The following is a 25,438-nucleotide window of genomic DNA, read 5'->3' as shown; positions in this document are numbered from 1 at the left end:
GTCACGGTGGGATCACGACGGGCACCCGCCCCTCAGATGACCGGAGGTCGCCCTGCGCGCGTCATCCGCCAGACCGTCCGCCAGCGCAGTGGGCGACGTTCGCCGGGGTCCGTCCGCCAGCCCTCACGCCAGCCGCCGAACCAGGGGCGGAGGGCCTCCGGCTTCCGCCACCACCGGATCACCTGGATCGCGGTCCAGGAGCCCACATACAGCGGAATGAGCGGTACGGGGAGGTTCCGCCGTGCGAGCCAGACCCGGTTCCGCGCGTTGAGCCGGTAGTAGGCGGTATGCCTCGTCGGTTCGGTCACCGGGTGGTTCGCTTCGAGGGAGGCCTCGTACCAGGCTCGCCTCCCCTGGTCCCAGACCCGCCAGGCGAGCTCGATGCCCTCATGCGCGTAGAAGAACGGGTCGGCCCACCCACCGACGGCGTCGAACACCGACCGCGGCAGCAGGACGGCCGCTTCGAGGCAGGAGAACACGGCGCTCGAATGCCCGGGGTCCTTGTCGCGGGTTCGCGGCACCCAGCGGGACGGCGTCGCTGCACCGTCCGCGTCGGCGAGCCGGGGCTGGATGAGGCCGATGGACCGGTCCGCGTCGAGCATCGCGATGGCGTCGCGGAGGAACGTGGTGGACGGGATGGTCGCGTCGTCGTCGAGGAAGAAGACGAACTCCCCCTGCACCGCCTCGACACCACGGTTGCGTCCGGCGGGGATCCCGAGGTTCTCGGACAGGGCCAGGCCTCGGGCGCCGTCCGGAAGCCCGGTCGGCTGCCAGCCGTTACCGACCACGACCACGTCGAGCTCCACCGCTTGCTGGGCGAGCACGCTCTCCACTGCTGCAGTGAGCTCGACCGGGCGGGTCCCCTGCGTCAGGACCACGACACCGACGGAGCGCGTGACCGGGATCGGGCCGGACATCACGCGTGGAGCCGCTTCGACGAGACGATCGCGACGAAATGCCCGACGAGCGTCAGGAGCGCGAGCGGTACGAGGATCGCGAGTACCCAGCGCATCGCCTCGACGTCGCCGACGAACAGACCGACCACGGAAGCGGCGAAGATCACCATCGTGAGTTCGACCGAGTGGAACAGGCGGTGGAACGGCAGGAACCGCGCCACCGTCCGCGCCGTCGCAAGCGCTCCCCCACGAGGTGCCGACTCCTCCGTCGAGTAGGTGAGCTTCGGCGCCCCGAAGCCGGCGCGGGCGACCCGCACCATGTCGTTCAGCGCCTTGTTGAGCACGACGAACAGCGCGAGCGCGAATCCGAGGGTGATCCAGACCAGGTCCGCTGGCGCATCAACCGGCCACGCGGCGGCACGGACACCGAGCGCGATCGCGATGAGCGACTCGGTGGAGTAGTGGCCGACGGAGTCCAGGAACGCACCTGCCGGACTCGACGTCCGCCGCCAGCGCGCGACCTCGCCGTCGCAGCAGTCGACGAGCATCTGGGTCTGCCCGAGCACGAGTGCGAGGGCCGCACCGCCGAATCCGGGGATGAGCAGCGCGGCGGCCGTGGCCCAGCCGGTCAGGATCATCAGACCCGTCACGCCGTTCGCGCTGATGCTCGTGCGCAGCAGCAACCAGGTGACGTACGGCGACAGGTCTCGCAGATAGAGGTCGGCGGTCCAGTGCTCGGCGTTCTTCCGCGCACGGACCTCCGGCGGTTGCGCCACGGCACGGAGTTCGGCGATCGTCCGCGGGGGCGTGAGCCTCGGCCCGGTTCCGGCCGTGCTGGGATCCGACATCTAGACCGCCTTCGGTGGATTGCGCAGCGCGGAGATGCCCTTCGCGAGCGAGCCGTAGCCGAGCACGAACCCGGTGCCCCAGCAGAAGTGGATGCACGGCAGGACGGCGAGCATCCAGAGGCTCGTGCGTATCCCGTCCCGCCCGGTGACGACGATGCTCGCGAGCAGCACGATGGCCGCATAGGCGATGGGGGCCGCGAACCCGAGGAGCAGCCACGGTGTCGCACCCGCCCCCAGCTGGACCAGGCCTCCGAGCCCGAGCAGCGTGCCGAGCACGATGCCGAGCACCAGGACCGGTGGCGCGAAGTAGCGGAGCGTGCCGCGGGTGGGGAAACTCCGGCTGAGTTCGCCGCGCCAGAGTCCGGTGGAGAAGAACTGTCGCGCCAGGGCGCGCATGCTCGCACGCGGGCGGTAGACGACGCGCAACGCGGGCGTGAACCAGACGAGGCCGCCGGCCTGCTTGATCCGGCGGTTGAGCTCCCAGTCCTGTCCGCGTTTGATGCGCTCGTCGAACATGCCCACCCGCATGAGCATCTCGCGGTCGAAGACGCCGAGGTAGACCGTGTCGGCGGGCCCCTCTCGACCGCCGACGTGGTGGGGTGTGCCACCGAGTCCGACACGCGAGCCGTACGCCCGCGCCACCGCCGTCTCGAAGCTCGTGCGTCCCTGGGCGTCCATGATGCCGCCCACGTTCTGCGCCCCCGTGCGGAGCATGGTCTCGACCGCGAGACGCGCGTAGTCGTCGGGCAGCTCCGAGTGGGCGTCGACCCGGATGACGATCGGATGCGTCGACGCGGCGATCGCCAGGTTGAGCCCGGCCGGGGTCGACCCGACGCGGTTCTCCAGCACGTGGATGCGGGGGTCGGCCGCCTGGAGCTCTCGGACGAGCTCGGTCGTGCCGTCGATGCTCGGCCCGACGGCGATCGTGATCTCCACGTCGCCGGCGTAGTCCTGCGCCAGGAGGCTGTCGACAGCTGCTCTGACGTGTCGGACGTCGTTCAACACCGGCATCACGTAGGAGACTCCGGGCGACGACGGTGCGTCGGCCTGGCCTGTGTCGTTCGACATGGGGGTTCACTCCGTGTTTCGTTCGATCGAGCCTAGCAGCCGGTCGTCGGGGTGGCCCGGACGCGGAGGACGCCCGCACGGAGGCCGTGCGGGCGTCCTCCGGGGCGTGACGCCCCGGGTGTCAGAGCGCGAGCTCGCCGAGCGTGACCTCGGCGGTCTGCGAGTCGTTGCCGCGGGTGAAGGTGAGCTTCGCCGTCGCCCCCGCCGCGAGCGCCCGCACCTGAGCGGTCAGGTCGTTCGCACCGGTGACCGGGACGCCGTTGAACTCGGTGACGATGTCCCCGGACTTCAGACCCGCGGCCTGCGCGGCGCCGTTGTCGGTGACCTTGTCGATGAGCGCGCCGGCGACCGTGCTCTTGGCGTCGCTCGAGGCGTCCTTCACGGTCGCACCGAGCAGGCCGTGGGTCGCCTTGCCCGTCTTGATGATCTCGTCCGAGACGCGCTTGGCGATGTTCGCCGGGATGGCGAAGCCGACACCGATGCTGCCGCTCTGCGACGACGAGTCGGTGCTTCCGGCGCTCGCGATCGCGACGTTGACCCCGATGAGCTTGCCGGTGCCGTCGACGAGCGCGCCACCCGAGTTGCCGGGGTTGATCGCCGCGTCGGTCTGGATGACCGCGATGGAGATCGAGGAGGTCGGCGCGGTCGGGGTGGTCTGCCCCGGCACGTCGAAGTTCCAGGGGCTCTGGTTGTCGCCGTTCGAGTCGCCGGACCCGCCGTCGTCGCTCGATCCGGAGTCCGGAACGGCAGAGGAGGCGACGGTGATGCTCCGGTTGAGGGCGCTGACGATGCCGTCGGTGACGGTTCCCGCCAGTCCGAGCGGCGCACCGATCGCGACGGCCGTCTCGCCGACGTTGAGCTTGTCGGAGTTCGCGAACTCCATCGGGCTGAGACCCGAGGCGTCCTCGAGCTTGATGACCGCCAGGTCGTAGATCGGGTCCGTGCCGACGATCTTGGCGTTGTACAGCTTGCCGTTCGCATCGGTGACCCGGATGGTCGGGTCGGCGACCTGGCCGTCCAGGGTGACCACGTGCGTGTTCGTCAGGACGTAACCGTCCTTGCTGAGGATGATCCCCGAGCCGGTCCCGGCGCTCTGCCCGCCCTGGACCGAGAGGGTCACGACGCTCGGTCCGGCCGTCGCGGCGATGGCCGTGGTCAGGCTGACGTCGGCGTCGTCGTTGATGGTGAACGCCTTCGAGCCCGCCTCGTTGCTCGAGACACTCGACTTCGTCGCGTTCGTGACCCAGAGCGTCGCCCCGGCGCCGGACGCTCCTCCGATGAGGGCGCCGACGGCGAGCATCGCGACCATGCCCGCCAGCGGGCGGTTGGTCTTCTTCGTGCGCGCTGCCGGAGGCGTCGGGACACCGGGGTGCTGCCCGGTCGGCTGCTGGGCGTACGGGGACGCACCGTAGGGACCGTGCTGCTGACCAGGCTGCGGCTGTGCCGTGGGCTGCTGACCGGTGGGCTGCTGGTACGCGGCGTACGGGTTCGGCTGCTGCTGACGGGAGAAGGCTGCGGACGGGTGCTGCGGCGCCTGCTGGTACGGCGAGCCCTGCTGGGCCGCGCCGTACGGCGGCTGCGTCGGCTGACCGGCGGGCGGTGCGACCGGTGGCATCGCGGTCGGGGGCGGGAAGTACGCTCCTGAGGTCGACGGCCGTGCCTCGCCCGCGGGAGGCACGGTGCCGCCCGCCTGCTCAGCGGGTGCGGACTGCGGCGCGGTCTCACCGTTCGGGGTGGACTGGGGGTGTTCGGCGGGCTGCTGTCCGTCTGCGGTGTCGGTCATGGCGATTCTGCTCCTTCCAAGCGCAGTCAGCTTCCCGTGCTGAGCTGAGTGTTTCATTCGCGCCCGCTGTGCGCCGGCTAGGTCTTCGCCGTAAGGACCTGCGCACGGTGTCCTAGATTGGGAGCGGCCCGCGCCCGCGGCCACGGAAGGATATCGACATGGTGGTTGACGGACCCTGGCGGCGCACCGCCGAAGGCGCCGGCCTCGTCGACGAGGACGGACACGTCTCGTCGACGATCTTCGCGGAGATGAGCGCGCTCGCGCTGCAGACCGGAGCCGTCAACCTCGGCCAGGGGTTCCCCGACGAGGACGGACCCGAGGCCGTCCTGGCCGAGGCGGTCGCGGCCATCGAGCGCGGCGAGAACCAGTACCCGCCCGGCCCGGGCACCCTCGACCTCCGCACCGCGATCAGCGAGCACCAGCGACGGTTCTACGGTCTCCAGCCAGACCCGCAGGGAGAGGTGCTCGTCACCGCCGGAGCGACCGAGGCGCTCGCCGCGACCCTGCTCGCCCTCGTCGAGCACGGCGACGAAGTCGTGACCTTCGAGCCGTTCTACGACGCGTACGGCGGACTCATCGCCCTCGCCGGTGGGCGGCATCGGACGGTCAAGCTGCGCGCACCCGACTTCCAGGCGGACCCGGACGAGCTCCGCGCCGCCGTCACCGACCGGACCAGGGTCATTCTGGTCAACACACCGCACAACCCGACCGGCACCGTCCTCGGCCGCGCGACGCTCGACCTGGTCGCCGAGTTGGCGGAGCGCCACGATGCGATCATCGTGACCGACGAGGTCTACGAGCACCTGAGCTTCGACGTCCGGCACGTTCCGATCGCGACCTTGCCGGGTGCCGCCGAACGCACACTCACGATCTCATCCGGTGGCAAGACCTTCAGCACGACCGGGTGGAAGATCGGCTGGTTGACCGGACCCCGCGAACTCGTCTCGGCCGTCTCGACGGTCAAGCAGTACCTCAGTTACGTCAACGGCGCACCGTTCCAGCCGGCGATGGCGACCGGACTCCGACTGCCCGACGCCTCGTTCACGGCCATCGCCGACGACCTGCGCGGCAAGCGGGACCTCCTGAGCGCGGGCCTCTCAGCCGCCGGTTTCGACACCTTCCGGCCGGACGGCACCTACTTCATCGTGGCCGATGCGGCACCGTTGGGCTTCGACGATGCTGCGGCGTTCTGCCGGGCGCTGCCCGCGCTCGCCGGCGTCGTGGCGGTGCCGCTGTCGGCGTTCTGCCTCGACCGGCACGACCCGGACTACGCGTCACTGGTCCGGTTCGCGTTCTGCAAACGCGTCGAGGTCCTGGAGCGGGCGGTCGAGGGTCTCGCCCGACTCCGCGGCTGAGGCTCCGACGCACGAGACGACGGGCACCGGATCGTTCCGGTGCCCGTCGTCTCATCGATCCGCTACTTGGTGAGCGAGTCCACGTACTCCTGGTTGTCGCTGATCCACTGCTTGACGACCGGCGCGTAGTCCTTCGAGTCACCCTCGTTGAACATCGCGTTCTCGAGCGAGAACAGTCGCTCCGAGTCGAAGTCGAAGTCCTTCAGCCACCCGGCGAGCGTCGGGTACTCGTCCGCGAAGTCGGCCTTGCCGAAGCTGTGGATGCCTTCGGCGTCCCCGAGCGCGCCCTTCGGGTCCTCGAGGTCCTTGATCGGGAACGCGTCGTAGGCCCAGTGCGGACGCCACAGCGTGACGGCGATGTTCTCACCGGCGTCGGTCGCGGCCTTCAGCTCCGACAGCATCGCCGGGGTGCCCGAAGTCAGGAACTCCCAGTCGTCGAGGCCGTACTCGGGGATGACCTTGTCCTGGGTCGCCTCCGTGAGTCCGGCACCGGGGTCGATGCCGACGAGGCGGCTGTCGAAGAGGTCCGCGTTGGCCGCGAGGTCCTCGAGCGAGTCGACGGGGGCGTCCTCGTTGACGGCGATCGTGAGCTTGGCGTCGGTGTTCCAGGCGCCGAGGTCGACGACGTCGTCACCGAACTTCTCGATGTAGCTCGCGTGGGTCGTCGGCAGCCAGACGTCGAGCGTCAGGTCGTAGTCACCGGTGCTGAGGCCGGAGAACACCGGGGCGGGCTCCGCCTCCTCGAGGGTGACGTCGTAGCCCTGCTCCTCGAGCACGGCCTTCCACAGCTCGGAGGCCGCGATGCCCTCGTCCCAGCCGCTGAACACGGCGATGGTCACCGCCTGCTTGTCGCCGTTCTCGAGCGTCTCATCAGCGGCGCCGGCGGAGCAGCCGGAGATGGCGAGCGTCGCCGCCGCCCCCGCTGCGATGGTGGTTGCGATCTTGGTGCGGTACTGCATGTTCGATGATTCCTTTCGTCCCGCGTGACGCGGGGATCGGTGTCGTCGGATGGAAAGCTGTGTGCCGGTGGGTCACCGCACGGCGGTCGGCGACTCGGCGGGGGTGCGCTGCTCCTCGCCTGAGGCGGTGCTGTCGGTCGTCGTGGTGCTTGCGGCCGGTGCCGGGCGGATCCCGGCGGGCGAGGCCGGGGCAGCCTTCGTACGCTTGCCGCGCTGCTTGCGACCGCCGCCGAGGGAGGCGGTGAGACGGTCCAGGAAGATCGCCAGGATGACGACCGACAGGCCCGCTTCGGAACCGAGCTGGATGTCGATCCGGGAGAGGCTCTTGACGACGTCGCCTCCCAGGCCGCCGGCGCCGACCATGCCGGCGATGACGACCATCGAGAGCGAGAGCATGATGACCTGGTTGACTCCGGCCATGATGTTCGGCATCGCGAGCGGCAGCTGGATCTGACGCAGGATCCGCCAGGAGGAAGCACCGAACGCGTTGCCGGCCTCGACGACCTCGCGGTCGACGTTGCGGATCCCGAGTTCCGTGAGACGGACTGCCGGGGCCAGCGCGAAGACGATCGTCGCGACGATGCCCGGGACGACGCCGATGCGGAACAGGATGAGCGCGGGGATGAGGTACACGAACGCAGGAGTCGTCTGCATGAAGTCGAGCAACGGGCGGATGATCGACGACGCGACCTTCGAGCGAGCCGCCAGGATGCCGAGTGGGATCCCGATCACGATGGCGATGAGACCGGCCACGAGCACGAGCGAGAGCGAGTCCATCGCGTTGTCCCACTGCTCGACGCCGACGATGATCAGCAGCCCGACCGCGGAGCCGACGGCGAACACCGGGCCCCGCGCGACGAAGGCCAACAGCGCGGCGACGATGATGATCACCCAGAACGGCGGACCGCTGAGCGCGAGGTCGACGCCGTCGTACAGCCCCTGGAAGACGGTCCGGATGACGTCGAAGACGGGCTGGAAGACGTCGGTGATGAAGTCGACGAAGGCTTCGACCCACGCACCGATCTCGGGGCGGGTGATGGCGTCCAGGAACCCGGACGACTGGAGACGGATGCCGTTCATCGGACACTCCCTTCCGGCAGGCTCGCTGCCGGTTCGGCGGCGCTGGTCTCGATCGACGAGGTCACGTCGTCGGGGTGCTGCGGGTCCTCCGCGGTCGACCGGAGGGTCGCCGTGATGAGCTCGACAGGCACCGTCGCCGGCGGTCCGACAAGGCTGATCTCATCCGTGTTGGTCGGGACGTTGCCGACGGCGGCGAGCAGGGTCACCCGCGGGACGACGCCGAGCAGGCGCGTCCGCTCGTCCACGACGGCGACGGGCAGGGCACTCTCGACGGCGGACTCGAAGAGGTCGACGAGCGCCGCCTCCGGCGAGACCGTGGCGAGGTCGGCGGTGATGACACTCCCGAGCTGGTGGTCGCCCGCACGGACGAGACGCAGCACGTCCTTGTCGCGGACGACGCCGAGGAGCTGCCGGCCCGGACCGACCACGAAGGCGGTCGAGGTCTGCAGATCGCGCATGATGCGCAGGGCAGCCCTGGGTCCGGCGGACGCGGAGACGACGGAGCGCGCGGGTTCCATCACGCCACCGGCGGTCAGGACGCGGGCGCGGTCGACGTCCTGGACGAACTGGGCGACGTAGTCGTTCGCCGGGTCGGTCAGGATGTCGTTCGGGGTGCCGACCTGGACGATCCGGCCGTCACGCATGACGGCGATCCGGTCGCCGAGGAACATCGCCTCGTTGAGGTCGTGGGTGATGAACACGATGGTCTTGCCGAGCTCGGCCTGCAGCTCGACGAGCTGCTCCTGCATCTCGCGGCGGATGAGGGGATCGAGCGCGGAGAACGCCTCGTCCATGAGGAGGATGTCGGTGTCCGAGGCGAGTGCGCGGGCAAGGCCGACGCGCTGCTGCATCCCGCCGGAGAGCTGGCCCGGGAGCTTGTCCTCCCAGCCTGCGAGCCCGACGCGCTCGACGACGGCCTGGGCCCGCTCGCGTCGTTCAGCGGCCGGCACACCCTTCACCTCGAGTCCATAGGCGGCGTTCTCGAGCACCGTGCGGTGCGGCAGGAGGGCGAAGTGCTGGAAGACCATCGAGATGTCGTCCTGTCGGACCGCACGTAGCTGCTTCGAGGACACCCCCGAGATCGGCTTCCCGGCGATGGTCACGGTGCCCGCCGTCGGCTCGAGCAGGCCGTTGAGCATCCGGATCAGCGTCGACTTGCCCGAGCCGGAGAGGCCCATCACGACGAAGATCTCGCCCTGCTTCACCTCGAACGAGGCGTCGATGACGGCTGCGGTGGTCCCGCCGGAGGCGAGTTCGTCACGCGCGGCACCGGCCTGCAGGCGTTTCACGGCTTCCTTCGGCTTCCTGCCGAAGACCTTGTACAGTCCCGTCGCGGAGACGGCAATCGTTTCGGTCATGTGTTCTCCTGGAAGCGCACGCGGAACCGCGGTGCGCTCTTCCTGTCGATCGTCAGGCCGGGTCGAACGGCTCTCGATCCGCCCCATCGGCGCACTGATGGACAGCGCGCGGGCTCGGATCACGTGGGGCGACAACGGCTACCGCGTGGCGTTCGACCGTACGTCCAGCACGCCGTCGCGGGGCGACAGGGGGCGGGACGCGGTTACGTGGGTCAGCCCTTGCGGGCCGTCGACAACGCTAACGAAACTCACAGCTGCTGGCTAATCGAGGATCCCCCAAAAGGCGGACATCGCACACGGACTCCATTGCAAAACCGAACATGGTCAGGGTTTTCCGTTCGAGTCCTTCGTTATGCGTTCGTGATCTTCACCCGGCCGGTACAGCCGCGGATCACCGTCACTCCCCCACCGCGACGCCGATGAACGAGTGATCGAACACCAGACTCGTGCGCGTTGAGGCGACCGTCGGATCCGCCGACAGGTGCTCGACGACGAAGTCGCGGATGTGGGCGCTGTCCCGCGCCGCGAGATGGATGACGAAGTCCTCGGAGCCGCCGAGGAAGAACACCTGCACGACTTCCGGGAGCTGTCGGATGCCGGCGCTGAACTCGGCGATACGGGCTCGAGCTCCTGCCCTGATGTTGACGCTGATGAGCGCCTCGAGACCGAGCCCGACCGCGACCGGATCGATACGCGCCGAGAACCCCGTGATCACGCCGCGATCGACGAGCGACCGCACCCGGGCGACGCACGTCGAGGGCGCGATGCCGACGAGCTCCGCCATGCGGGCGTTCGTCATGCGCGCGTTCTCCTGGAGGAGCCGCAGGAGTGCGTGATCGACGTCGTCGAGGTCCGCACTGCTGTGCAGATTGTTCGTCATGCTGCGCCTGCTCTCGATCTTTTCCAAATCATCAGCGATTTTTAGAGGAGATTCCATGAAAGCTGCGGTGTTCATGAGCCTGAAACGCAGCAACCTCAGAATAGTCGCACACCGTCCACCGACGAGCGGGAGAGCCGAGCCTTGGCCCAGCCTGCGAGAGGAACCAGCCATGCGAATCGGCATCCCCACGGAGATCAAGAACAACGAGAACCGGGTGGCGGCGACGCCCGGCGGCGTCCACGAACTCGTCCGACACGGCCATGAGGTCGTCGTCCAGGCGGGCGCCGGCCTCGGGTCCGGCAATCCCGACGAAGCGTATCGCGCCGCCGGTGCGACCATCGCCGCCGATGCGGCCTCCGTATGGGCGACGGGCGACCTCCTGCTCAAGGTGAAGGAGCCCGTCGCCGCCGAGTACGGCTTCCTGCGGGCCGACCAGACGCTCTTCACCTACCTGCACCTCGCAGCGGACCGCCCCCTCACCGACGCCCTGCTCGCCTCTGGGACCACCGCGATCGCCTATGAGACCGTCCAACTCCCCAATCGCTCCCTGCCGCTCCTGCAGCCGATGAGCGAGGTCGCGGGACGACTGTCGACGCAGGTCGGCGCGTACCACCTCATGCGAGCCACCGGCGGACGCGGAATCCTCCTGGGCGGCGTGCCCGGAACCCCCAAGGCGAAGGTCGTCGTCATCGGCGGCGGGGTCGCGGGCGAGCACGCCGCGGCCAACGCGCTCGGCATGCAGGCGGACGTCACGATCATCGACATCTCCATCCCTCGCCTGCGCGAGCTGGAGAACCGTTTCAGCGGGCAGATCCAGACCAGACCGTCATCGGCGTACGAGATCGCGGAGCAGCTCCGCGACGCCGACCTCGTCATCGGCTCGGTCCTCATCCCCGGGGCTCAGGCCCCGAAGCTCGTCACCGACGCCATGGTGGCGGACATGAAACCCGGCTCGGTGCTCGTCGACATCGCGATCGACCAGGGCGGCTGCTTCGAGGGCTCCCGGCCGACGACGCACGACGACCCGACGTTCCGGGTCCACGACAGCCTGTACTACTGCGTGGCCAACATGCCCGGCGCCGTCCCGGAGACCTCGACACGCGCGCTGACCAACGCCACCCTCCGGTACGCACTCGCCATCGCCGACCAGGGCACGGGAGAAGCGGTGGCCGCCGACGCAGCGCTCCGCGCGGGCGTCAACGTCCACGCGGGTGCGGTCACCAACGCCGGCGTGGCAGCAGCGTTCGGCCTCCCCGTCGCGACGATGGACTGACCCACCGCTCGCCGGCTGCGGGCGACTATCTCCGCAAACGACGAAATCCCGGTCTCGAGGAGACCGGGATTTCATCTTTTCTGTTGCAGGGGCAGGATTTGAACCTACGACCTCTGGGTTATGAGCCCAGCGAGCTACCGAACTGCTCCACCCTGCGGCACAAGAGATAAACCTAGCATGCATTCTGGGGCCGTGCAAATCGCGTACCGCCAAGGACCCCGTCGCCGGCAGAATCCCTCCCCCTGGAACGCCGAACGGCGTCGCCCGTCAGGGCGACGCCGTTCGGATCGTGGGCTCGGAATCAGCCGTTCAGCAGCGCGAGAGCCTGCGCGAGAGCGTCCGACACCTTCTTGTCCGCCACCCCGTAAGCAGCCCAGTCGCCGCTCGCCATCGCGGCGTCCTTCTCGACCATCGCAGCCTTCGCCTGGTCGAGGAGCGTCTTGATTTGAGCGTCGACCGTCGGGTCACCCGTGCTCGGGGTCGTTCCACCGTCGGTGCCGCCTCCGGTGTCCGTGCCGTCCGTCGGGGGTGTGGTGCTGTCTCCCGGCACGTTCGTGTCACCGGCGTCGGCACCCGAGTCTCCACCGAACAGGACGTCGAGCGCTTCGTCGAGGGTGTCCTCGAACGCGATCTTGTCGCCGAAGGCCACGAGCACCTTCTGCAACAGCGGGAAGCTCGTGTCGCCCGTGGACTTCACGTACACCGGTTGGACGTACAGCAGCCCACCTCCGACGGGCACCGTCAGCAGGTTGCCGTTCAGCACCTCGGTCTGACCCTGCTTCAGGATGTTGATCTGGCTCGACACGCTCGGGTCGGAGTCGAAGGTGTTCTGCACCTGACCGGGGCCCGGCACGGTGTCGTCCTTCGGGAGGGTCAGCAGTCGGATCTTGCCGTAGTCGGAACTCCGCTTACCGTCCTCGGCGCCGGCGTTCGCGTCGACCGCGAGGTAGCCGGTGAGCACGTTCCGCGACTGTTCACCGCCCTGACGAGGGATGAACGTCGAGTACAGCGAGAAGGAGGGAGACTCCTGGCCAGGCAACTGCATCGTCAGGTAGTAGGGCGGCTGATAGGTCTTGTTCGTGTCGGTCGACTGCGGATCGTTGGGGGTGACCCAGGCGTCCTCACTCGAGTAGAACGAACCGGCGTTGGTGACGTGGTACTGACCGAGCACCGAGCGCTGGACCTTGAAGAGATCGGCCGGGTACCGCACGTGGCTCATCAGGTCGCCGGACATGTCCGACATCGGCTTGACCGTCGACGGGAACACCTTCTGCCAGGTCTTGAGGATCGGGTCCTGGTCGTCCCAGCTGTAGAGCGTGACCTTGCCGTCGTACGCGTTGACGGTCGCCTTCACCGAGTTCCGGATGTAGTTGACGTCGTCGAGCGCGTAGTTCTGCGCCGGCGTGACCGAGTCGGAGATGGTGTCCGACAGGCTCACGGTCTTCGAGTACGGGTAGCTGGCGCTCGTCGTGTATCCGTCGACGATCCAGACGATCTGACCGTCCACCACCGACGGGTAGGGGTCGGAGTCGAGCGTCAGGTAGGGGGCGACCTTCTGGACCCGGGTGAGCGGGTCGCGGTCGTAGAGGATCTGCGACTTGCTGTTCACGGAGTCCGACAGGAAGATCTGCTCGGACTGGAACTTCAGGGCGTAGACGAGCTTCTTGAAGACGTTGTCGAGCTTGGGCCCGCCGTCGCCATCGAAGGTGGTGTAGGTCTGCGACTCGCCCTGGGTGCCCGACGGATAGTCGAGTTCCACCGGGTCGGAGCCCTTGGGGGCACCGACGATGGAGTAGTCGGGCGACTGCTCGCCGAAGTACACGCGCGGCTCGAAATCGCCGAGCGAGCCGGTGGTGGGGATGCCGGACTCGAGGAAGACCGGCTCGCCGGAGGCCGAGCGCTGGTTGCCGTAGGCGGCGACCAGCCCGTACCCGTGGGTGTACACCACCGTGTTGTTGATCCACGACTGCGAGTTGTCGAGACCGGCGACGTTGAGTTCGCGGACCGCGACGACGGCGTCCTGCGTCTTGCCGTCGATGTTGTAGCGGTCGACGTCGAGCTGCTTGTCGAAGGAGTAGAACTGCTTGAACTGCTCCAGCTGGGCCACGGATGCGCTCACGAGCGACGGGTCGATGATCCGGATGTTCGCCGTGGTCTCGGCGTCTTGACGGAGCGCACCGGGAGTCGCGTCGGTGGTCGCCGCGTACTCCTCCTCCTCCACGCCGGCGATCCCGTAGGCGTCGCGCGTCATGTCGATGTTCCGCTTGATGTACGGCGTCTCGAGACTCTTCGCGTTCGGCTCCACCTGGAAGCGCTGGACGATCCACGGGTAGAGACTGCCGACGATGAGCGACGCGACGATCAGCAGCGCTGTGCCGACGAGCGGCAGACGCCAGCGGCCGGTGAACGCGGTGACGACGAACAGGACGGCGACCATGAGCGCGATCCCGGCGAGGATCACCCGACCGGGGATGGTCGCGGCGACATCGGTGTACGAGGCTCCGGTGATGAGCGTGCCGGTGTCGTTCAGGGTCGTGTACTGATCGAGCCAGAGGCTGACGGCCTGCAGGATGAGGTAGAGCGCGGCGAGCACCGAGATCTGTACGCGGGCTGCCATCGAGATCCAGACCTCGCGGCTGACCACCCGGATGCCTCCGTAGAGGTAGGTGACGACGGCGGTGGCGATCAGGGCGATCAGGACGACCGCCGAGGAGAAGGCGACCACGGCCTGGAAGAACGGCAGGTCGAAGAGGTAGAACGAGACGTCGAGGTTGAACTGCGGGTCCTTGGTGCCTGCGGGCGTACCGTTCATCCAGAGCAGGACCAGCTGCCAGCGCGAAGCGGCGGCGACACCGCCGAAGAGGCCGAACAGCGCGGGGATACCGTAGGTCGCGAGTCGGCGCAGCGGCTCGACGACCTGCTGGTAGCGGTCGACCTGGGAGCTGAGCTTCGCGTACACCGGGCGTGTCCGGTAGGCGATCTCGATCGCGAGCCACACGGGCAGGGCCATACCCACGAACCCGACGAGGAACATGGCGATCGCCGCGATCCACTGCGTGGTCAGGACCTCGGTGAAGCCGAGCTGTTGGAACCACAGCAGGTCGGCGTAGAACCCCGAGAACACGAAGAACCCGATCAGGAGCGCGGCGATGATCGCCACCGTGATCGCGATCGGGGCGCGTCGGCGCTGAGTGGACAGGGGCTTCTCTGCTGCTGCGGATGTCACGTGTGGCCTCTTCAGATAGGGGTCGTCCCACCCATCCTAAAGCGGCCGGGCTGAGAGAGCGCCCGAAGCGTTCAACCGGCCGAGCAGGTGGGCAGCTTGCTCGTGTCGGCTCCGTCCGCGATGGCCTTGAGCGCTGCGAGCGAATCGTCGAGGGTCTTCACGGCGAAGACCGTCAACCCGTCGGGGACGTGTCCGGCGACCTCGTCGCAGTTGCTCTCCGGCGCCAGGAACCACTCGGCCCCGGCGTCCTTCGCGCCGAACAGCTTCTGCCGGATACCGCCGATCGCGCCGACGTTCCCGTCGGCGTCGATCGTCCCGGTACCGGCGACGTCCTTCCCGCCGTTGAGCTCACCCGGCGTGAGCAGGTCGATCATGCCGAGCGCGAACATCATCCCGGCGCTCGGGCCGCCGACGTTGTCGAGCTGGATGGTGATGTCGACGGGGAGGTCGTAGGTGGTCTTGGTACCGATGCCGATCACGGTCGAGGTCGTCCCGTCGGACGCGGTCGCGGTCGTCGGCGTGATCTCGACGGTGCTCGCCGCTCCCCCGCGCACGATGTCGATCGTGACCGGCTTGTCCGTGCCGTTGGCGTTGATCGCGTCCCGCAGGGCCGCCAGGCCGGTCACCGGCGTACCGTCGACCGCGACGATCTCGTCGTCGAGCTGCAGCACACCCTGCGCGGGGGCGCCCTCCGCGATCTGTGCCACCACGATGTGCTCGGGGACCTCGTATCCGAGCTCGCGCAACGCCGCCGCGACCGAGTCCTGCTGCGAATCGACCATGAGGGTCGCGTTCTGCTCGTCGCGCTGCTCGGTCGTGACGCCGGGCGGGAAGTAGAGGTCCATCGGCACGACGGCGCGGCTCGGGTCGAACCAGGCCGAGACGATGTCGAGCCAGCCCGGGCTCCGTTGCGGATTCCCGACCAGCTGGACCGTCAGCATGTCGAGCGTGCCGCCGGTGTCGTAGGTCTGCTCGTCGTGGACCTCGATGAGCGGGACGTCGCCGTCGTCGCCCTCGGTCGTACCCAGCACGTTGAACACGGGACCCGGCTGTTCGATGACGTACGGCGCGGGTACCGCCGACAGCACTCCGAGGAGGACGAGCGAGAGGCTGAGCACGATCCACCCGAACCGGGCGCGACGATTGCGACCCTGACCGGTCGGCGCCGAAGCGGTGGGAGCCTCATCGGCGAAGAGCGACATGCAAGCCTTCCGGAGTGTTCGCGGTGGGCGGAAACCCGACCAACCATACCCCGGCGATTCTTCAGCGAGGTGCGACTAGCGTAGAAGGCCCAGCACCGAGCTATCTGAGAGGCGGCTGACGTGCCAGAGGATTCCGACAAGAGTCCGGAGGACGAGTTCCGCGACATGCTCCGCGAGCTCCTCTCCGGCAACGGTTCGTTCGACGCGAGCCAGCTCGCCGGCGCCGCCGGCCTCCCCAGCGATCCGGCCAGTCTCGCTGCGCTCATGTCGCAGCTCCAGGGCGCACTCCGCTCCGGTGGGGACGGTATCAACTGGGACACCTCGCTCCAGCAGGCGAAGACCATCGCCGGGGACGGCTCCCAGGACACGACGCCCGAGCAGCGTGCGGCGTTCGAGCAAGCGTTCCACATCGCCTCCCTGTGGCTCGCCGACGTCACCGACGTGGCCGAGCTGTCGAGCGAACCGGCCCTGTACACGAGGACCCGCTGGGCCACGAAGACCATGCCGTTCTGGACGCAGCTCGCCGAGCCGGTGGCCACGAACATCGCGAACGCCCTGACCGGCGTGCTCACGGAACGCGCGCCCGAGGAGCTGTCGAGCATGATCGCGAACGCCGGACAGCTCGTCCGCGGCATCGGCGGCACGCTCTTCGCGATGCAGCTCGGACAGGTCGTCGGTCAGCTCTCCAAGGAGGTCGTCTCCGGCGGCGACATCGGCATCCCACTGCTCGACGACAACGAGGCAGCCCTGGTGCCCCAGAACGTCGCCGACTTCGGCGAGGGTCTCGACATCCCGGCGGATCAGGTCCAGATCTACCTCGCGGTCCGTGAACTTGCGCACGCACGACTCTTCCGTCACGCCCGCTGGCTCCGCCTGCACCTCATCTCCTCGATCACCGACTTCGCGCGCGGCATCCGGATCGACACCGAGCGACTCGAGGAACTCGCCGAGAGCTTCGACCCGTCGAACCCTGAGGAACTCCGCGAGGCCATGACGAGCGGAGCGCTCATCCCCGCCCGCACGGAGGCACAGGACGCGAGCCTGGCTCGACTCGAGACGACGCTCGCCCTCATCGAGGGCTGGGTCGACGTCGTCACCGCGGCAGCCACCGAGCGTCTCCCCCGCTCCGCGGCCATCGCGGAGACCGTCCGCCGACGCCGCGCCGCCGGTGGGCCGGCCGAACAGGCCCTGGGTGCACTCGTGGGACTCGAACTGCGCCCCCGCCGGCTGCGTGAGGCTGCGCAGATGTGGCAGCAGGTCACCGATGCCGTGGGCACCGCGCAGCGCGACGCCCTGTGGTCGCACCCCGACCTCGTGCCCACCGCAGCCGACATCGACGCCCCGGAGGCCCTCATCGCGCGCCTCGAAGCCGAGGCCAGGGGTGAGCGTCCGGAGCAGGACGAGATGGATCTCGCGCTCGAAGACCTCCTCCGTGGCGAGGAACGCGGCGACCAGCACGACGACGAGCCCGGTTCGGAGCCCTCCGGCCCGAACGGTGCCGGCGGCCCCCCGGTCTGACCCACGGCGACGCTCCACAGCTCGTCCTACCGGGCGAGCTGTGGACAGTGCCGACGCGACCGGTCGTCGACCCGCCATCATCGATGGATGACGACGCGCCTCGATCCCAGGAGACCACTGCTCTGGCGGACCCCGCACAGCCTGCAGGTGGGCGTCGATGAAGCGGTCGTGCTCGACAGCGTCCGGACCGAGACCGAGCAGGTCGTCGCGGCACTGCGTGCCGGCTTCCCTGACCTGGTCGAACGACGACTGCCGGACGCGTTCGACATCCCGGCCCAGGAATTCGATCGCGTCCTTTCGACACTCGACCCGGTGATCGAGCACCACGGCCCCACCTCCGGAACCGCCGAGACGCGCCGGATCGTCGTGGACGGCGCGAGCCCGGCGGCCGAGCTCGTCCGACGCCTCCTCTCCGAGCAGGAGGCGGTCGGACTCCTACCGCCGGAGTCCGTGTCGACGCAACCCGGGCCGCAGCCCGACCACGTCGACGTCGCCGTCCTCTTCGCCGACTTCGTCATCCCGCCGAGTCGGTACACGCGCTGGCTGCGCGACGACGTCCCGCACCTGCCGGTCGTCTTCAGTGATCGTGTCGTCAGGATCGGGCCGTTCGTGACACCCGGCTCAGGGCCGTGCCTGCACTGCGTGGAACTGCACCGCACCGACGACGATCCGACCTGGCCGGCCGTCGCATCCCAGCTCCTCGGCCGCCGTTCGCCGCTCGACACCCAGCTCCTCGGCGCGGAGGTCGCGACCCGCGTGACCCGCCTGGTGATCCGCCATCTCGACGCGTCCCAGCCCATCCTCGCGAGCACCCAGCTGGTGGTCGACGCCGCTACCGGTGGGGTCAGGCGCCGCGTCGTCCGGGAGCACTCGAGGTGCGCATGCCGAGCTCTGCCAGGAACCGCGACGGCTCGCGTCGACCACCGCGTTGCTGCATCTCGGACCAGGACAGGTTGAGCAGCCGCTTGGCGCGCGTGATGCCGACGTAGAGGAGCCTCCGTTCCTCGTCCGCCTGCTCGAACTGCTTCGCGTAGGAGATCGGCAGGTATCCCTCGGAGAGCCCGATGAGGTGCACCGCCTCCCACTCGAGGCCCTTCGCCGAGTGCAACGTCGCCAGCGTGACCGCCTCGACCGTCGGTTCGTGCTGAGCGGCCTGCCGCAGTTGCAGCTCATCCGTGAAGGCGCGGAACGAGGTGCCTTCCGGCGCCTGGTCGACGAGCCCCATGATCGCGTTGAGCGACTCCCAGCGGTCGCGCACCGCACCGCCGCCGTCGGGCGGGTCCTGGCTCCAGCCGAGCGACCGGAGCACGTCGCTCACGGACTTGAACAGGGGCTCGCCGCTGATCGAGACGGAGGCCGCGCGGAGCTGGAGCAGGGCCTGCCGCACCTCGGGCAGCTCGAAGAAGCGCTTGGAGCCGTGCATGACGTAGGGGATGCCGGCTTCGCCGAGGGCCGTCTCCAACGCCGCCGCCTGGACGTTGATCCGGTAGAGCACGGCGATCTCCGAGGCCGGGACGCCCGCCTGCAGCTGCACGAGGATCTCCGAGGCCACGCCTCTCGCCTCGGACAGCTCGTTCGGATACTGCCGCAGGCCGACCGCCGGCGTCTCGGGCCGTGCGGTCTGGGTGCCCTCGTCGTCGCGTGCGGTGGCCGCTGAGAGGTGCAGTGCCCCCGGACGACCCCGCATGAGCGTGTTCGCCGCGGCCACGACGGGCGGGGCGGAGCGGTAGTTGCGCTCGAGCCGGACGACCGTGGCGTCGTGATACCGGGTCGGGAAGTCGAGCAGGTAGTCGGACCGGGCACCGGCGAAGGAGTAGATGGTCTGGCTCGCGTCGCCGACGACGCACACGTCCCGTCGACCGCCCAACCAGAGTTCGAGGAGTCGGTGCTGCAGCGGCGAGACGTCCTGGTACTCGTCCACGACGAAGAACCGGTACTGCTCGTGCACCTGCATGGCGACGGCGGGCTCGGTCTCGATCATGCCGGCGCAGGCGAGCAGGACGTCCTCGAAGTCGATGCGTCGGCGCTCGTCCTTCAACTGCTCGTAGGTCTCCTGGAGCGAGACGACCTGCTCGAGGGACAGCTTGGCCGGCAGCGGGCGGTTCGACGCCGCGTACTGCTCGAGGGTCAGGCCGGACACCTTACGCCATTCGATCTCGCCCGCCACGTCGCGCAGGGTCGCCGTGTCGACCCGCAACCGGAGTCGCTCCGCCGCGTGCCCGAGGACCCTGCCCTTGCTCTCGACGAGCGCGGGAACCGGTCCGCCGACGACCTGGGGCCAGAAGAAGTTCAGCTGCGAGAGTGCGGAGGCGTGGAAGGTCCGGGCCGAGACCCCCTCGGCGCCGAGGGCCCGGAGCCGGCCACGCAGTTCCGCAGCCGCGCGACTGGTGAAGGTGAGCGCCATGACGCGCGACGCCGTGTACGTCCCGGTCGCGACGCCGTAGGCGATGCGATGGGTGATCGCCCGGGTCTTGCCGGTGCCTGCGCCGGCGAGCATGCACACGGGGCCCCGGAGCGCCTCTGCCGCGACGGCCTGGTCGGGGTCGAGTCCGGCCAGCAGTTCGGCCGGGCTGCTCATCGTCGACCCTCGGTGGTACCGCGCCTCATCGAGACCAGGATCCGCGGAGCCATTCGTCGATCACGGCTCGTGCGATCGACGACGGTCCGGGGAGGATGACGTCGGTGGACGGGTCCTCGAGTTCCTCCCGCGTGAACCACCGCAGGTCGAGGATCTCCTGACCGTCCGGGACGAGTGCCTCCGGATCCTGATCCGCCGCGAGCGGGGCGACGAAACCGAGCATGAGCGAACGCGGGAACGGCCACGGCTGCGAACCGAGGTAGACGGGCGTGCCGAGACGCATTCCCGACTCCTCGAAGATCTCGCGGGCGACGGCCTGCTCGAGGGACTCGCCGGCATCGACGTACCCGGCCAGCAGCGAATACCGGTTGTGTTCCCACATCGCGTTCGACCCGAGCAGGATCCGTCCCTGAGGATCGACGACGGCGACGATGACCGCGGGGTCCATGCGCGGGAAGAGCTCGTTGCCGTCGACCGGGCAGTGCCGCGCCCAGCCGGCGTTGCGGACCGTGGTCGGCGAGCCGCAGTGCGCACAGAACGGCTCGGCACGATGCCAGCCGGCGATGGCGAGCGACGTCGCCAGGATCCCGACATCGCGGTCCGACAGGCGATGTCCGCTCCGACGGAGGTCGAACCAGCGGTCCTCATCCTCGGTGATCGCGTCGGCGTCGGCGTCGGCGAGGACCCAGAGCAGGATGTCCGTGCCCGGTGGCGTCCCAGGGCTGTCCTCGACGGTGCTTCCGAGGTAGACCATGAGCTCCGGCTCGGGAAGATCGGAGGGAACCAGGAGGTCGAGCGCGTCGCCGGTCACGAGTGCGCGCCGACCGCGGAGGACGACGGCTCGGGCGTTCGGGTCGACCCGCAGCTCGTCGAGCACGTCCGGTCGGGAACGAAGCTCGCCGTGACGGTCGAGTCCGCCCCTCGCGAGCGGTAGACCGGCGAGTGCGCGAACCTGAATCGTCATGGACAACCTCTCTGAGGGCGTGGCGAGCGCGGCTCACCGGGACGGCCCCGTACCCTGGATGTCATGGCCAGATCCCATCTCACTCTAGCCGCGTTGGCCACCTCGGCCGTCGCCGACCTCCAGGTCCGCGGGTCCGGCGCGCACACCGCCGGCGGCGAGGGGAACTACGACGCGGCCCGTCTCGTGACGGGCGATGGGCGCGAGCTCATCGTGCGCATCCCGACCTCGCAGCAGGCCGAGACGGAGCAGTCCGCGGACCTCATCGCCCTGCGCGCACTCACGCCCGGTATCCGCAGCAGGTTGCCCTTCGACGCCCCGACCGTCGTGGGCCAACTGCCCGTCGACGGCACTCGCGCCGTCGTGCTCGACTTCGTGGCCGGCAGTCACCTCGACCCGACCGCGCTCGGCCGCGACGAGGTCCTCTCGGACTCGCTCGGTGCCGCGGTCGCCGCGATCCACTCCCTCCCGACGGCGTTCATCGCGGAAGCGGGCCTCCCGTTGCTGTCCACCGAGCTCATCCGGGCGGACGCGCACCGCATCGTGTCCCGCGCCGCCGAGACGCGGCTCCTCCCGACCGCCGTCCGGGAGCGCTGGCAGGCGGCCGTCGAGGACCACTCGCTCTGGCAGTTCCAGCCCACCGTCATCCACGGATCCCTCGCCGCGGACCGCGTGCTCGTCATCCGTCAGGACGGCCATGGCCTCGTCAACGGCGTCATCGAGTGGGGCTCACTGCGGGTCGGCGACCCGGCCCTCGACCTCCACTGGATCGCGACGCTCGGCGCGACCGGCGAGCAGGCCCTGTCCGCCTACGCCGCCTCGTGCTCTCGCGGACCCGACCGGTTCGTCACCCTCCGCGCCCGGCTCTACGCGGAACTCGAGATCGCGCGCTGGCTCCTGCACGGTCGCGACAGCCACGACGAGACCATCGTCGAGGACGCCGTCGCGATGCTCGACGGGCTCGTCGACCGCGTGCTCGGCGACGTGACGGACCCCCTCGGCACCACGACCGGACCCGTCCTCGACGTCGACGAGGTCGAGGACATGCTCGACCGCACACCGATCGGCTCGTCCTCCCCCGGCATCGCCATGCAGACCGACACCTACGACCGCTCAGAGCTCGAGCGCGCCCTCGGCCGCGATCCCGGCGGCTCGGACGTCGACGACACGGACGACGCTGAGACCGACGACGATCGCGACCACGCCGGAACCGATGCGGACCCGAACGCCACGGATCAGATCGACACCTCGTCGTTCGAGCTCTGGGACTCGGCCGCCTCCCCGAAGGACCGCTCCCACTCCGACAGGAGCTCCTCCTCCGAGTAGAGGCGTTCCGGCCGGAGCTGCACGTCGTGGCTCACGTAGTAGAGCACGGCGTCGACGCGCTCGGGGTCGACCTCCCGGTGGTGCGCGTACGCCAGACGGTAGAGCGCGAGCTGGAACGAGGCGTTCCGTACGTCCTCAGGCGTCGTGGGTACCGCGCCGGTCTTCCAGTCGACGATCTCGAACCGGTCCCCGCGTTCGAACACCGCGTCGAGCTTGCAGACCACCACTCGTCCGGTGTCACCGAGCGGCACGTGGATCTCGGTCTCGACCTCGACCGGCCGGACGTCAGCCCATTCCGAGGCGAGGAACCGTTCGGTGAGCTCCTCGAACCCGATCCCCTCCGACGCGTCCGGCCCGGGCGTTCGACGTCGAGCTCCTCGGGGAGCGCGTCGACCAGCTCCTGCAATCCGAAGCGTCCGTAGTGCGCCTCGACCCACGAATGGAACCGGGTTCCGAGGCGGGTCTGCCGGTATGGCCGTTGCGGGACGGGGCGACGCAGTCGTTCGAGTGCGGCGTCCGGTTCCGTGACGAACTCCTTGAACTTGGACGCGGGGATGCGCACCGGGAGTTCACCGCGCGCGGTCGTCGTCGCGGCACGGCGTCGTTCCTCGAGGAGCAGCGTCAGCTCGTTCTCGAGGGGGCCGAGGGTCGCCAGCAGCTCGGACTCAGGTCGCCCGCGCCGCTGCTCGACCTCGGCCGCCGCCCGTTCGACGACGCTCCGACGCGCTCCGAGCGGATCGAGTGGCCAGTCGAGGACCGCGGCACCGGAGTCGACCGGGTTCTCCTCGAAGGCGGATGCGGCGGGGAGCGGTGCGATGACCCCCGCCGACGCCAGCTCCAGAAGATAGGTGCTCGCGGCACGGGGCCGCTTCCGATCGCCCGACCAGAACGAGCCGGTGAGCAGGAGGTCGTGCTTGGCGCGGGTCACCGCCACATACGCGAGCCGGCGTTCCTCGTCGAGCGCGCGTTCGCCGAGCGCCTCCGAGAAGGCGAGCTGAGCGTCGACGACCTCCTTCCGCGTCTCGGCCGTCCGCCAGGCGAATTCCGGCAGCTCCGCCGCGTCGCCTCGGAAGTCGTACGGCAGCGTCCCGAGACGCACCCAGCCTTTGCCGTCCTTCGGTTTGGCGGGCAGTTCGTCGACCACGAGCCGCGGGATCGCGACATGGTCCCATTCGAGGCCCTTCGAACCGTGGATGGTGAGCAGCTGGACGGCACCCTGGTCGGGTGCGTCGCTCGCCGGTCCGAGGTCGTCTCGGGCGAGCGAGCGGTCGATCCAGGCCAGCAGGCTGCCGAGCGTCACCTGCTCCTCCGCCTGGATGAACGAGATGACCTCGTCGTGGAACGCCTGCAGTCTGGCCGGAGCGCGCGCCGCGGATCCGGTCGACTCGTTCGCGACGACCTCGATGTCGAGTCGCAACTCGCGCTCGACCGCTCTGACGAGATCGGGGAGGCCGCTGCCCGCACGACGCCGCAGGGAGGCGAACACCAGACCGGCCTCCCGGAGACGCGAACGCGCCTCGTCGGTGAACCCGGCGGCGAGGCCGGCCGGCACGCGGTCGGCGGCGATGAAGTCGAGCGCGTCGATGATCGACCGCCCGTCGTCGTCGGCGACCGACTCGCGGAGCCGGGCGGCCAGTTCGGCGTCGTACCGCTTCGTCTTCCAGTCGATGGCCTGCAGGTACCGGGCCACCTCCACGAGGTGACCGAGGTCGTGGACGCCGATCCGCCAGCGTGGTCCGCTCAACAGCCTGATGAGCGAGGACCCGGCACCGGGATCGTGGATGACGCGCAGTGCCGCCGTCACGTCGACGATCTCCGGCGAGGAGAGCAGACCGCCGAGGCCGAGGATGTGGTGCGGGACGCCGAGGGCGGCGAGGCCGTCGGCGAACTCCTGCATCGGTCGACGCGCCCGGAACAGGATCGCTGCCGAACCGGCCGGATCTCCCCCGCGTTCGGCGAGCAACCGGTCGGCGCACCACTCGGCGACCATCCGGATCTCCTCGGCACCGGTCTCGGGGAACTCGACGGCGAGGGAGCCCGCCCCGGCGCCGGGCTTCGGCTCGAGGTCGAGGACACGCAGCTTCCCCGCCGTCTGCGCCTGCTGCTGCAACGGGCGGACGAGGACGTTCGCGGCTTCGAGAACCGTATGGTCGTTCCGCCAACTCGTGGACAGGTTGAACTGGGTGGCGGCGACCTCGCGACTGAAGTCGCGGGAGAACCGCGCGAGGTTCGCCGCGCTCGCGCCGCGCCAGCCGTAGATGGACTGGTGCGGGTCGCCGACCGCCATGACGGGGTGGTCGGCGAACAGGGTCGACAGCAGTCTGGTCTGCACGACCGAGGTGTCCTGGTACTCGTCGAGCAGGACGACGCCCGCGCGATCGCGCGCGACGGCGGCGACCTTCGGCGAACGTTCGCAGGCGGCGAGCGCGAGGGCGACCTGGTCGGAGAACTCGACGAGTCCCTGCCGGCGCTTCTCGTCGGCGTACCGGTGCGCGAGGTCGAGCAGGACCGGCAGGGCACCCACGACCTCGACGGCCTGGTCGATCTGCGCGTACGCCCCGCGACCGCCGTCGGGGAGCTCGCCGATGCCGACGAACCGTTCCACGAAGCCGAGCAGCTCCTCGGTGGTGCCGTCGATCTCGGCGAGCTCATGGCTCAGCGAGAGGACGAGCTCGGCGACCTGGTCGACGGACTTGCCGAGGGCGGCGAGCCGTTCGTCTCCGTGCCGGACCACGACGCGTCGCGCGAGTCGCCAGGCGGACGCCTCGGACAGCAGGACCGACTCGGGCTCACGGCCCACCAGGAGGGCGTTGTCGCGGAACAGGGCGTTCGCATAGGCGTTGTAGGTGGACACCTCGGGACGGTCGAAGAGCGCGTCTGCCGCGGGATCCAGGATCCCGATGTCCTGCAGGGCGGCGATCCGCTTGCCGATCCGTGCCGCCAGCTCACCCGCGGCCTTCCTGGTGAAGGTGAGCCCCAGGATCCCGTCGACGCTCACGTGCCGGTTGGCGAGCAGCCACACGACGCGTGAGGCCATGGTCTCGGTCTTCCCGCTGCCGGCACCGGCGACGACGAGGACCGGGGCCATGGGTGCCTCGATGACATGGACCTGCTGCGTCGTCGGTTG

General features: G+C 69.4%; 18 protein-coding genes, 1 tRNA gene and 1 pseudogene. 5 read left to right on the top strand and 15 right to left on the bottom strand.

Annotation, left to right across the window (positions count from 1 at the left end):
• Positions 1-32: 32 nt before the first annotated feature.
• From BWO91_RS07535 to BWO91_RS07520, 4 genes are all read right to left on the bottom strand, one after another.
• Positions 33-917, bottom strand: coding sequence for a glycosyltransferase family 2 protein (locus BWO91_RS07535; RefSeq protein ID WP_079002158.1), 885 nt, complete (start codon positions 915-917; stop codon positions 33-35).
• Positions 917-1,744, bottom strand: a complete 828-nt coding sequence (locus BWO91_RS07530; protein WP_079002157.1) for a CDP-alcohol phosphatidyltransferase family protein — start codon at positions 1,742-1,744, stop codon at positions 917-919. Before BWO91_RS07530 ends, BWO91_RS07535 begins: the two co-directional genes overlap by 1 nt.
• Entirely contained in the window at positions 1,745-2,812 is a 1,068-nt protein-coding gene (locus BWO91_RS07525) for a glycosyltransferase family 2 protein (protein WP_079002155.1), read from the bottom strand.
• A 121-nt stretch (positions 2,813-2,933) separates the two neighbouring features.
• Positions 2,934-4,595, bottom strand: a complete 1,662-nt coding sequence (locus tag BWO91_RS07520) for a trypsin-like peptidase domain-containing protein (RefSeq protein ID WP_079002153.1) — start codon at positions 4,593-4,595, stop codon at positions 2,934-2,936.
• A 158-nt stretch (positions 4,596-4,753) separates the two neighbouring features.
• Here BWO91_RS07520 and BWO91_RS07515 point away from each other — a divergent pair, with 158 nt between their 5' ends.
• Complete coding sequence (locus tag BWO91_RS07515) at positions 4,754-5,950, top strand: aminotransferase class I/II-fold pyridoxal phosphate-dependent enzyme (RefSeq protein ID WP_079002151.1); 1,197 nt, start codon at positions 4,754-4,756, stop codon at positions 5,948-5,950.
• A gap of 62 nt (positions 5,951-6,012) precedes the next feature.
• On the opposite strand, the gene BWO91_RS07510 is transcribed toward BWO91_RS07515, so the two are convergent.
• The 4 genes from BWO91_RS07510 to BWO91_RS07495 all read right to left on the bottom strand — a co-directional run bounded on the left by BWO91_RS07510 (position 6,013) and on the right by BWO91_RS07495 (position 10,302).
• Positions 6,013-6,909, bottom strand: a complete 897-nt coding sequence (locus tag BWO91_RS07510) for a glycine betaine ABC transporter substrate-binding protein (protein WP_064296188.1) — start codon at positions 6,907-6,909, stop codon at positions 6,013-6,015.
• Between the two features lie 72 nt (positions 6,910-6,981).
• Positions 6,982-7,989 carry an ABC transporter permease gene (locus BWO91_RS07505; RefSeq protein ID WP_079002149.1) on the bottom strand — a complete coding sequence of 336 codons (1,008 nt, stop codon included), beginning with the start codon at positions 7,987-7,989 and terminating at the stop codon, positions 6,982-6,984.
• The gene (locus tag BWO91_RS07500) at positions 7,986-9,347 is read right to left on the bottom strand and encodes a quaternary amine ABC transporter ATP-binding protein (protein WP_079002147.1); all 1,362 of its coding nucleotides are present in this window, start codon (positions 9,345-9,347) and stop codon (positions 7,986-7,988) included. The genes BWO91_RS07505 and BWO91_RS07500 overlap by 4 nt, the downstream gene beginning before the upstream one ends.
• Positions 9,348-9,744: 397 nt before the next feature.
• On the bottom strand, positions 9,745-10,302 hold the full coding sequence (locus BWO91_RS07495; protein ID WP_430929543.1) for an Lrp/AsnC family transcriptional regulator: 558 nt from the start codon (positions 10,300-10,302) through the stop codon (positions 9,745-9,747).
• Between the two features lie 94 nt (positions 10,303-10,396).
• Between BWO91_RS07495 and ald the strand changes: the two genes are divergently transcribed.
• Entirely contained in the window at positions 10,397-11,500 is a 1,104-nt protein-coding gene (ald, locus tag BWO91_RS07490) for an alanine dehydrogenase (protein ID WP_079002146.1), read from the top strand.
• An 83-nt stretch (positions 11,501-11,583) separates the two neighbouring features.
• On the opposite strand, the gene BWO91_RS07485 is transcribed toward ald, so the two are convergent.
• The 3 genes from BWO91_RS07485 to BWO91_RS07475 all read right to left on the bottom strand — a co-directional run bounded on the left by BWO91_RS07485 (position 11,584) and on the right by BWO91_RS07475 (position 15,928).
• A tRNA-Met gene (locus tag BWO91_RS07485) sits at positions 11,584-11,657 on the bottom strand.
• Positions 11,658-11,801: 144 nt separating this feature from the next.
• Positions 11,802-14,726 (bottom strand): UPF0182 family membrane protein, encoded by a 2,925-nt coding sequence (locus BWO91_RS07480; RefSeq protein WP_231884394.1) that lies wholly within the window; start codon positions 14,724-14,726, stop codon positions 11,802-11,804.
• Between the two features lie 71 nt (positions 14,727-14,797).
• On the bottom strand, positions 14,798-15,928 hold the full coding sequence (locus BWO91_RS07475; protein WP_079002144.1) for a YlbL family protein: 1,131 nt from the start codon (positions 15,926-15,928) through the stop codon (positions 14,798-14,800).
• Between the two features lie 165 nt (positions 15,929-16,093).
• On the opposite strand from BWO91_RS07475, the gene BWO91_RS07470 reads away from it, so the two are divergent.
• Together BWO91_RS07470 and BWO91_RS07465 are read left to right on the top strand one after the other, a co-directional pair.
• A complete protein-coding gene (locus tag BWO91_RS07470; protein WP_079003878.1) occupies positions 16,094-17,446 on the top strand; it encodes a zinc-dependent metalloprotease in 1,353 nt (450 codons plus the stop codon).
• Positions 17,447-17,533: 87 nt separating this feature from the next.
• A complete protein-coding gene (locus BWO91_RS07465; RefSeq protein ID WP_079002142.1) occupies positions 17,534-18,403 on the top strand; it encodes a TOMM precursor leader peptide-binding protein in 870 nt (289 codons plus the stop codon).
• Here the strand turns inward: BWO91_RS07465 and BWO91_RS07460 are convergent.
• Both BWO91_RS07460 and nudC read right to left on the bottom strand, forming a co-directional pair.
• Positions 18,291-20,024, bottom strand: a complete 1,734-nt coding sequence (locus BWO91_RS07460; protein WP_079002140.1) for an ATP-dependent helicase — start codon at positions 20,022-20,024, stop codon at positions 18,291-18,293. The genes BWO91_RS07465 and BWO91_RS07460 overlap by 113 nt on opposite strands.
• 25 nt (positions 20,025-20,049) lie before the next feature.
• Entirely contained in the window at positions 20,050-20,988 is a 939-nt protein-coding gene (nudC, locus tag BWO91_RS07455; protein ID WP_079002138.1) for an NAD(+) diphosphatase, read from the bottom strand.
• 63 nt (positions 20,989-21,051) lie between these two features.
• Between nudC and BWO91_RS07450 the strand changes: the two genes are divergently transcribed.
• Positions 21,052-22,311, top strand: a complete 1,260-nt coding sequence (locus BWO91_RS07450) for a phosphotransferase (protein ID WP_079002135.1) — start codon at positions 21,052-21,054, stop codon at positions 22,309-22,311.
• Here BWO91_RS07450 and BWO91_RS20200 read toward each other — a convergent pair.
• Both BWO91_RS20200 and BWO91_RS07445 read right to left on the bottom strand, forming a co-directional pair.
• Positions 22,221-22,748 (bottom strand): PD-(D/E)XK nuclease family protein, encoded by a 528-nt coding sequence (locus tag BWO91_RS20200; protein WP_240555788.1) that lies wholly within the window; start codon positions 22,746-22,748, stop codon positions 22,221-22,223. The two genes, BWO91_RS07450 and BWO91_RS20200, sit on opposite strands and share 91 nt — an antisense overlap.
• Positions 22,749-23,266: 518 nt before the next feature.
• Positions 23,267-25,399 (bottom strand): annotated as a pseudogene (locus BWO91_RS07445) (ATP-dependent helicase); the annotation flags it as partial.
• Positions 25,400-25,438 lie beyond the last annotated feature (39 nt).

This window comes from Plantibacter flavus (assembly GCF_002024505.1).
Classification (GTDB): Bacteria; Actinomycetota; Actinomycetes; order Actinomycetales; family Microbacteriaceae; genus Plantibacter; species Plantibacter flavus_A.
The sequence above is the reverse complement of the archived record's forward strand: the minus strand, read 5'-3'. Positions and strand labels throughout refer to the sequence as shown.